We start from the raw sequence: 10,133 nt of genomic DNA on the forward strand, positions 1-10,133 counted from the left end.
ATATAAAATATTTTTATAATCATTTGCTAATTAGAAAAATATAACTTTACTTTACACCGCAGCACACTAAGTGTAAAAAATACAATGTATATGAACTCAACAATTACAACCACTACAACCACCACCGGGATTACTCGGAGGAAGGTAAGCTAATGGTGTAACTGAAAAAATAAAAAACCACGAAAAGCGCCTTCCTCTAAACCAGGAAGGCGCTTTTTTTTTAACCAACAACTATGAATATTTTAAAATTTGGAGGCACATCGGTCGGTTCTGTCGAAAGCATAAGCGCTTTGATAGAGATACTTAAACCACTGCAGGGAGATGAGAACCCTATAGTAGTTTTATCAGCCATGGGCGGTGTTACCAACGCATTACTTGACATGGCAGAAAATGCCCGGAACCTAAGAGACTACGGCGACGCATTAAAACTTGTTGAGGAGAAACACTTCAAGGTAATCAGAGCTTTGTTACCTGCCGGGGCACAAAATCCAGTGCTTACTAAACTTAAAATTTATTTTAACGAACTGGAAGATATTTTACAATCCGTATATAATCTTCGTGAACTTAGTGCTCAAACCAAAGATTTGATTCTTAGTTATGGCGAACGCTGTTCTACAGTAATGATCAGCCACATTGCCAAACAACAATTTTCTAATGCTGTTTATGTTGATGGAGCAGAGCTGATCAAAACAGACAGTAATTTTGGCCAGGCTAAGGTAAATACTTACATGACCGAGATGCTTATCAACGATTTTTACGAAGCCAACCAAGACAAGCTTTTGTTTGTTACCGGTTTCATATCAAGCAATGATGATGGGCGTGTAACCACTCTTGGTCGTGGCGGCAGCGATTATACCGCCGCAATATGGGGTGCAGCCTTAAACGCATCAGAAATACAGATCTGGACTGATGTTGACGGGATGTTAACAGCGGATCCGCGCATCGTTAAAAAAGCTTTTTCATTACCTGAACTGAGTTATACTGAAGCAATGGAGCTCTCTTATTTTGGTGCCAAGGTGATCTATCCCCCAACCATGATCCCTGCTTTTTTAAAGAAGATTCCAATTGTAATCAAAAACACCTTTAATACTGACTTTGCCGGAACATACATTAAGCACGGCATAAGCCCTTCAAACCTTCCGATAAAGGGAATCTCCTCAATTGATGAGATCAGCGTTTTAAACCTTTCAGGAAGCGGCATGGTAGGCAAAGCAGGCTTTAGTGGCAGGTTGTTCTCTATGCTTTCACGTGAACAGGTTAACGTTGTGCTGATCACTCAGTCGTCATCCGAGCATAGCATCACCTTTGCGGTAAAACCAGCCGATTCTTTAAAGGCCTTGTCGTTAATCAATAAAGAGTTTGAACTGGAACTTCAAGCCAGAAAGCTTGAATATCCTGAAGTAGAAAACGGACTATCAGTTGTAGCCATAGTTGGTGAGAACATGAAGCGCACACCAGGTATGTCTGGTAAATTGTTTAGCGCCCTTGGCCGTAATGGTGTAAATGTAAGGGCCATTGCACAAGGCTCTTCAGAATATAACATCTCGGTAATTATCTCGAAAACCGACTTGTCTAAGGCAGTAAATGCCATTCATGATGCATTTTATGCAGATCTTAAAAAGACTTTACATGTGTTCTGTCTGGGTACCGGCAACATAGGTAAAACCCTGTTTAAACAACTTCAGGATCAAATGCCTTTCCTTGCCGATAATAACGATTTGCAAGTAAAAGTTATGGGGGTTAGTAATACCCGTAAAATGTATCTTGACCCAAGAGGAATAGACCTTAATACCTGGGAAGAAGACTTAAACAATCAGGACACAAAAGCAAGCTTACCTGATTTCATCAGACGAATGAAAGCGATGAACCTTCCGAACTGTGTGTTTGTTGACAATACTGCAAGCCATAATCCGGTTGAGTTTTATCTGGATATATTACAATCGAGCATCTCTGTAGTTACCTGCAATAAAATAGGAAACTCTGCAGATTACGAGCAGTATGCAGCCTTTAAACAAGCAGCAAGGACTTATGGAGTCGACTTTTTCTACGAAACCAATGTAGGGGCAGGTTTGCCAATTATCCGTACACTTAAAGACCTGATGCTAAGTGGCGACAAGGTAGCTTGTATCGAAGCCATCCTTTCGGGTACTATCTCTTACATCTTTAACAACTACAAAGACGGAGTTCTTTTTCATGAAGTAGTAAAAGAAGCACAGGAAAAAGGGTATACCGAACCTGACCCGAGAGATGACCTTAATGGGAAAGACTTTATGCGTAAAATGCTTATTCTGGCCCGTGATGCCGGATATGCATTAGAAGAAAAAGATATAGAACTAGAAAATATGTTACCTCCATCATGTATGGCTGCAGAAAGTGTGGCCGACTTTTATAAAGAGTTAAAAAATAATTCAGCTTACTTCGAGAACCTGAAAAAACAGGCGACTCAAGACAATAAAGTATTAAGATATATTGGTAAGCTAGAAGGTGGTAAGGTTTCCATTAACCTGCAAATGGTAGATGAGAATCACCCATTCTATACCCTTTCTGGTAGTGATAACATTATTTCGTTTACTACTAATCGTTATAAAGACAGGCCTTTGGTTGTAAAAGGACCTGGTGCTGGAGCAGAAGTAACTGCTGCGGGCGTATTTGCTGACATCATAAACGTAGGTAAACGATGAAAAAGTCTATAAAAGTTTTCGCTCCAGCTACTGTTGCCAATGTGGTGTGTGGATATGATGTTTTAGGTTTTGCCGTAAACCAACCAGGTGATGAGGTAATTATGAGTCTTACCGATGGTAAGGGTATTACTATTTCAAAAATTACAGGTGATGATGGGAAGTTGCCATTAAACCCAACAAAAAATACAGTAAGTGCCAGTGTTCAACATTACTTAAACCATATTGGTAAACCTGATCTGGGTGTAGAAATTGAACTGCACAAAAAGATGCCGATAGGCAGCGGACTTGGTTCAAGCTCTGCAAGTACTGTAGCCGGTTTGTTTGCTATAAACACATTGATGGGTAATTTACTAACCAACAAAGAACTTGTTCCTTTTGCCATGAAAGGCGAGGAGCTGGCTTGCGGATATGGTCATGCTGATAATGTTGCGCCTGCCTTAATGGGGGGTTTTGTGTTGATCAGAAGTTATCAGCCATTGGACATCATTAGTCTGCCTTTTCCTGAAGAGATGCACGCTGCAATAGTGTACCCGGAAGTTGATGTGCCAACTAAAGATGCCCGCCAGATGATCCGTTCTAAAGTTTTGTTAAAGGATGCAGTAACCCAATGGGGAAATGTGGCCGGCTTGGTCAGTGGATTGTTTATGAAGGATTATGATTTGATCGGAAGAAGTATGACAGATATACTGGTTGAACCAACACGTTCCATACTAATTCCTGATTTTTACAAACTGCGTACTATTGCAATGAAGGCAGGTGCTGTAGGTTTTGGTATTTCGGGATCAGGGCCATCGGTATTTGCACTTACAAAGGATGCAGATACAGCAAACAAAATCACTGAAAAGTTAAAGCAGCATTTAAAGAACATTTCGATAAATAGCTTGTCTTTTGTTTCGGAAGTAAATAAAAGAGGCCCTATTATATTGGATTAATAACCAAACAAAATGAAACTATACAGTACCAACAACCAAAGTTTAAAAGTAGATTTTGCCACTGCTGTTTTTAACAGTATGCCTTTGGATAAAGGCTTATATATGCCGGTTCACATTCCGGAATTGGATAAAGAATTTATTGATCATATAGATCAGTTCACTTTATCCCAAATTGCCTTTAAAGTAGCTGCGGTATTACTTAAAGATGCTATACCTTTAGAAGATCTTCAAGCCATTATTGATGATGCTATCAATTTTGAAGCTCCGGTAGTGTCACTTGACGAAAACACTGCAGTACTGGAATTATTCCACGGCCCATCACTGGCTTTCAAAGATTTTGGCGCCAGATTTATGAGCCGCATTATGGCTTATTTCTTAAAGGATAATGAGAAAACCCTGGATGTGCTTGTTGCTACATCTGGCGATACCGGCGGGGCTGTGGCCTTAGGCTTTTTAGGTGTTCCCCATACCAGGGTAACTATCCTTTATCCTAAAGGAAAAGTAAGCGAAATTCAGGAGCTGCAGCTTTGTACAAACGGGCAGAATATCCATGCAGTAGAGATTGATGGAACTTTTGACGATTGCCAGGCCCTGGTTAAACAAGCTTTTGCAGATGAAGAGTTAAATGCAAGGTTAAGGTTGACCTCGGCAAATTCTATCAATATTTCCAGACTAATCCCGCAAACATTTTACTATTTCAATGCTTATGCCCAGTTAAAGAGACAAGGTAAGGAGGAAGTAGTATTTTCTGTTCCAAGTGGAAACTTTGGTAACATTGCAGCAGGCCTTTTGGCTTATAAAATGGGATTGCCGATAAAGCAATTTATAGCAGCAACCAATGTAAATGATACTGTTCCGAGATTCTTAGAAACAGGTGTCTACGAAACCAAGCCATCTGTACAAACCTATTCTAATGCAATGGATGTAGGTGCACCAAGTAATTGGGTAAGGATAATGGACCTGTTTAAAAACGACAAGGAAGCATTACAACAGATTTTGCAAAGCTATCGCTTTACCGATGAGGAAACATTAAGCGGAATAAATGCAATATATGAACAGTTCAATTATATCACCTGTCCGCATACTGCAATAGCATGGCTTGCATTACAAAAATATAGAGCAGAACATCCTGACGATAATTATACCGGCATTTTCCTTTCTACAGCGCATGCCTGTAAATTCCCTGATGTTTTCCCGGAAACAATCAAAGCAAATATTGAGTTCCCGGATCAGGTAAAAGATCTTTTGGCCAAGCCAAAAAAAGCACAAAAGATGAATACAGATTACGAGTCGTTTAAAAAGTATTTAACTACTTTTTACTAAAACGCATAATAGCGATATCGCCCATCATAAAGTTAAGGGTGGTATCGCTGGTTACTGAATAACTACCTACTTTCTTTAACATTTGTACAAATGTAGATTCTCCTTCGCCCGGACAAGCCATTCTTGTCATTGCAAAAGGCGCTGTAAAGTTGATGGAAGTATCATCGGCAACAAGTGCTCCTGAGTAAGAATTGCAGCTGGTATTGCCACTGAATTTTTTATCTGCCACTTCGAATGTGATCGTAGGTTTTTTACCCGGGTATAAGCCATTAAATGCTATTCTTGGACCCGAAATATAGTTAAGTTCCCAAGTTCCGCTCAATTGAGATAGCCCACCATTTCCTATTGTTCCAGACTTTATAGTAGTACAGGCTGTAAAGGCACTTGCAATGACAAGTATAAGTAGCATCAGTTTTTTCATAGCGGTAAAATTAGTTTGTTAGCCTAAAGGTACAAAGACTATTTTAAAAACGATCGGTATCCTGAAAAATTCAGGATACCGATCGTTTTGATTGTATTTTTTCTTAAAATATTGCCTGAGCAATCTTTTTGGTTGGCTCAGGATTACTCATTGTATAGAAATGCAATACAGGTGCGCCAACCTGGACTAGCTCTTTACATTGTTGTATCATCCATTCTATGCCCACCTCTTTCACTTGCTTCTCATCCTTACACGCCTGAACTGCTTCAGTTAGTTCCTCCGGAAGATCAATGTGAAATACCTTTGGTAAACTGATTAACTGCTTAGATGAAGTAATCGGCTTTAAGCCCGGAATGATGGGCACATTGATCCCATTCTCTCTGCATTGCTGCACAAAATTCACGTATTTGGTGTTGTCAAAAAACATTTGCGTTACAATGAACTCTGCACCCATATCCACTTTTTGTTTCAGATACTTAAAGTCAGTCTTCAAATTAGGCGCTTCGAAATGTTTTTCTGGATAACCGGCAACACCGATGCAAAAATCTGTTTTAAATGCAGAATGATCTTCGTGCAGGTACCTTCCGCTGTTCATGTCAGTTACCTGTTGCAGCAAATCGGTTGCAAAGGCATGTCCACCCGGGGTAGGAATAAAAGAAGAATCCGCATGGCGCGCATCTCCTCTTAGTACCAACACATTGTCGATACCCAGAAACTGAAGGTCTATTAAAGCATTCTCGGTTTCTTCTTTCGTAAAACCGCCGCAAATCAGGTGAGGTACTGCATCTACTTTGTACCTGTTCATAATAGCAGCACAAATGGCTACTGTACCSGGTCTTTTGCGATAAGAAACTTTTTCTAACAGGCCGTTACTGTGTTGTTTATAAATATAATCTTCACGGTGATAGGTCACATCTATAAAAGGAGGGTTAAACTCCATTAACGGATCTATCGCTTTATAAATTTCGTCTATGCTTTTGCCTTTAACTGGCGGTAATAATTCAAAAGAGAACAAGGTTTTACCCTTGGCATTATTAATATGATCTACAATTTTCATTTTGGTCAGTTTGTTTGGTTAATTTAATAGGCAAGATTAGGACTTAGCCATCTTTCTACTTCTTCTACAGGCATGTCTTTTCTGATTGCATAATCATCAATCTGGTCTTTGGTTATTTTACCAAGTCCAAAATATCTTGATTGCGGATGGGCAAAGTAGAAACCGCTTACCGCTGCGGTAGGGTGCATCGCATAGCTTTCAGTTAAATGCAAGCCAATTCTGTTCTCGGCATCGAGCAATTCGAACAAAGTGCCTTTTTCGGTATGCTCCGGACAAGCAGGGTAACCCGGTGCCGGACGAATACCTGCGTATTCCTCTTTAATCAGTGCCTCATTGTCCAGATTTTCATCCTTTGCATAACCCCAGTAATCCTTACGGACAAGCTCATGCATTTTCTCAGCAAAAGCCTCAGCAAGCCTATCGGCCAATGCCTTAGCCATAATACTGTTGTAGTCGTCATAGTTAGCCTCAAATTCAGCTACCATTTCATCACAACCAATACCTGTAGTAAGTGCGAAACCGCCAAAATAATCAGGCACACCAGTTTCCTGTTGTGCAATAAAATCCGAGAGCGCATAATATGGTTGTCCGGCAACTTTTTCAGCTTGTTGACGTAAAGTATGGATCACCACCTCTTTACCTTCCACATCAAGCACAATATCATCGCCTTTTGCATATGCAGGCCAGAAACCTATTACCGCTTTTGCAGTAAGTAATTTCTCGTCAACAATCTTTTTTAACAATGCTTTGGCGTCATTAAAAAGTTTTTTAGCCTCATCACCAACAACTTTATCCTCAAGGATACGCGGGTAACTACCACGCAGTTCCCAGGTTTGGAAAAAAGGAGTCCAGTCTATATAAGGCACAAGCTCTTCAAGAGGGTAATTTTCAAATACCCTGGTTCCTGTAAAAGAAGGAGCAGGAGCAACCAATGCGGTATCTATCTTAAAGTTATCCTTTCTGGCTTCTTCAATTGTTTTAAAACGTTTATCAGAGCGCTTATTTAAGTGCGCCTCACGTGCTTTATCATATTCCTCGCGAATACCCTGGATGTACTCATCGCGGGTATCTTTGTTCATTAAAGTACTACAAACCGTTACACTTCTCGAAGCATCAAGCACATGGATGGCTGGCCCCGAGTAGTTAGGCGCAACCTTAACCGCAGCATGAATCCTGGAGGTAGTAGCACCACCAATAATTAAAGGAATGGTAAAGCCTTCGCGCTCCATTTCTTTGGCGAAGTGTACCATTTCATCAAGCGAAGGGGTAATTAAACCACTTAAGCCAATAATATCAGCATTTATTTCTTTGGCTTTTTTAATGATTTCCTGTGCAGGAACCATTACGCCCATATCCACAATTTCGAAGTTATTACAAGCTAAAACTACACCTACAATGTTCTTTCCGATATCATGAACATCACCTTTTACAGTAGCCATTAATACCCTTCCGGCCGATGAATTCTGATCCTGATCCGGGTTATCCAGCTTTTCCTGCTCAATAAATGGCAACAGATAAGCCACGGCCTTTTTCATTACACGAGCAGATTTTACAACCTGCGGCAGGAACATTTTACCGGCCCCAAAAAGGTCACCCACAATGTTCATCCCGTCCATTAATGGACCTTCAATTACCTGAATGGGTCTCGCGTATTTCTGACGTGCTTCTTCAACATCAGCATCAAGGTATTCTATAATTCCCTTAACTAACGAATGAGAAAGTCTTTCTTCTACACTGGTTTTACGCCATTCCTCATCCCTGACAATCTCTTTTCCTTTAGATTTGATGGTGTCTGCAAATTCAACCAACCGCTCTGTAGCATCGTCTCTTCGGTTTAACAATACATCCTCTACAAGTACTAAAAGCTCTGGCGGAATTTCCTGATAAACCTCTAGCATTCCGGCATTTACAATCCCCATATCTAAACCAGCTTTGATGGCGTGGTATAAAAATGCAGAGTGCATCGCTTCCCTAACGGTATTATTACCTCTAAACGAGAAGGAGATGTTCGAAACACCACCACTTACTTTTGCATGGGGCAGGTTTTCTTTGATCCAGCGGGTAGCATTTATAAAATCTACCGCATAGTTGTTATGTTCTTCTAATCCGGTTGCAACGGTAAGGATGTTCGGGTCAAAGATGATGTCCTGAGGCGGAAAGCCAATTTCATCAACTAAAATATCATATGATCTTTTACAGATCTCTTTTCTTCTTTCAAAATTATCGGCCTGTCCCTGCTCATCAAATGCCATTACTACTATGGCAGCACCGTAGGTCATGATTTTGCGCGCACTTTCACGGAATTTGTCTTCGCCTTCTTTAAGAGAGATGGAGTTTACAATTCCTTTTCCCTGCAAGCATTTTAACCCGGCTTCTATAACCGTCCATTTAGACGAATCGACCATGATAGGCAACTTGGAAATATCAGGTTCAGACGCAATCAGGTTAAGGAATTTGGTCATAGAGGCTTCCGAATCAATCATCCCCTCATCCATATTCACATCGATAACCTGTGCACCACCCTCAACCTGCTGACGGGCAACGGCAAGTGCCGCTTCAAAATCTCCACCTAAAATGAGCTTAGAGAATTTTGGAGAACCGGTAATGTTTGTACGCTCACCAATGTTTACAAAAATACTCTCTGGAGTTATGGTAACCGGTTCCAATCCGCTTAAACGCAGATAAGGTTCTATCTGAGGTATTTTACGCGGTGCTACATTTTTTGCTTTTTCGGCTATGCAGCCGATATGCTCAGGTGTAGTTCCGCAACAACCACCTACAATATTTACAAAACCGTGCTGAATAAAATCTTCTACCAGATGAGCAGTTTCATGAGGCATTTCATCGTAAGCACCAAATTCATTTGGCAAACCCGCATTAGGATAGGCAGAAACATAGCAGCCTGCCTTAGCCGAAAGTTCTTCTATGTGCGGCCTCATGTCTTTTGCCCCCAAGGCGCAGTTGAAGCCTATACTTAATGGATTGGCGTGTATTACGGAATTTAAGAAAGCCTCGGCAGTTTGGCCTGATAAAGTTCTGCCGGAAGCATCAGTAATGGTTCCGGAGATCATAATCTCTATTTTACGGCCAATTACATTCTCATATTTTTTGATGGCAAATATGGCGGCCTTGGCATTTAAGGTGTCAAAAATGGTTTCAATTAAAAGCAGGTCTGAACCGCCATCAACCAGTCCGCGTATTTGTTCGTAATAAGCATCAACTAATTCATCGAAAGTGAGTGCCCTGAACCCTGGATCGTTTACATCCGGAGAAATAGATAGTGTTCTGTTAGTCGGGCCTACGGCACCGGCAACAAAACATTTTCTGTCGGGATTAGCCGCCATAAATTCATTAACTGCCTCTTTGGCTATTTTAGCCCCTTCAAAGCTCATCTCATAATCAAGCTCTTCCATCTGGTAATCGGCCAGTGAAATACGTTGGGTACTAAAGGTATTGGTCTCAATGATATCTGTACCGGCCTTTAAATATTCGGTATGAATTGCCTTAATGATATCTGGACGGGTAATGTTTAGTAAGTCGTTATTACCTTTTACATCACACGGGTGATCTTTGAACCGCTCGCCCCTGAAATCTTCTTCAGAAAGGACGTAACGTTGTATCATAGTGCCCATCGCACCATCAATGATCAGGATACGTTTTTCTAACTCTGCTCTAATGTCCATTTTTAATAGTAATATGAGTAGGTAATAAGCTAAAGT

Annotated in this window: 6 protein-coding genes; 3 read left to right on the plus strand and 3 right to left on the minus strand. The window is 40.7% G+C overall.

Going from position 1 to position 10,133, the window contains the following annotated elements; all coding sequences use genetic code 11:
* Positions 1 to 233 precede the first annotated feature (233 nt).
* The 3 genes from thrA to thrC are packed head-to-tail and all read left to right on the plus strand — an operon-like array spanning position 234 to position 4,936.
* Positions 234 to 2,681: a bifunctional aspartate kinase/homoserine dehydrogenase I gene (thrA, locus tag AC1DG9_RS07375; protein WP_337717863.1), complete on the plus strand. Its 2,448-nt coding sequence runs from the start codon at positions 234 to 236 to the stop codon at positions 2,679 to 2,681.
* On the plus strand, positions 2,678 to 3,613 hold the full coding sequence (locus AC1DG9_RS07380; protein ID WP_172661919.1) for a homoserine kinase: 936 nt from the start codon (positions 2,678 to 2,680) through the stop codon (positions 3,611 to 3,613). The genes thrA and AC1DG9_RS07380 overlap by 4 nt, the downstream gene beginning before the upstream one ends.
* A gap of 12 nt (positions 3,614 to 3,625) precedes the next feature.
* Entirely contained in the window at positions 3,626 to 4,936 is a 1,311-nt protein-coding gene (gene thrC / locus AC1DG9_RS07385; RefSeq protein WP_172661918.1) for a threonine synthase, read from the plus strand.
* On the opposite strand, the gene AC1DG9_RS07390 is transcribed toward thrC, so the two are convergent.
* The 3 genes from AC1DG9_RS07390 to metH form a co-directional block, all read right to left on the minus strand.
* Positions 4,923 to 5,357: an META domain-containing protein gene (locus AC1DG9_RS07390; protein WP_172661917.1), complete on the minus strand. Its 435-nt coding sequence runs from the start codon at positions 5,355 to 5,357 to the stop codon at positions 4,923 to 4,925. The genes thrC and AC1DG9_RS07390 overlap by 14 nt on opposite strands.
* A gap of 103 nt (positions 5,358 to 5,460) precedes the next feature.
* On the minus strand, positions 5,461 to 6,414 hold the full coding sequence (metF, locus tag AC1DG9_RS07395) for a methylenetetrahydrofolate reductase [NAD(P)H] (protein ID WP_172661916.1): 954 nt from the start codon (positions 6,412 to 6,414) through the stop codon (positions 5,461 to 5,463).
* Positions 6,415 to 6,437: 23 nt separating this feature from the next.
* Complete coding sequence (metH, locus tag AC1DG9_RS07400) at positions 6,438 to 10,097, minus strand: methionine synthase (RefSeq protein ID WP_288882694.1); 3,660 nt, start codon at positions 10,095 to 10,097, stop codon at positions 6,438 to 6,440.
* Between the last annotated feature and the right edge of the window lie 36 nt (positions 10,098 to 10,133).

Source organism: Pedobacter sp. 05L430 (assembly GCF_056397585.1).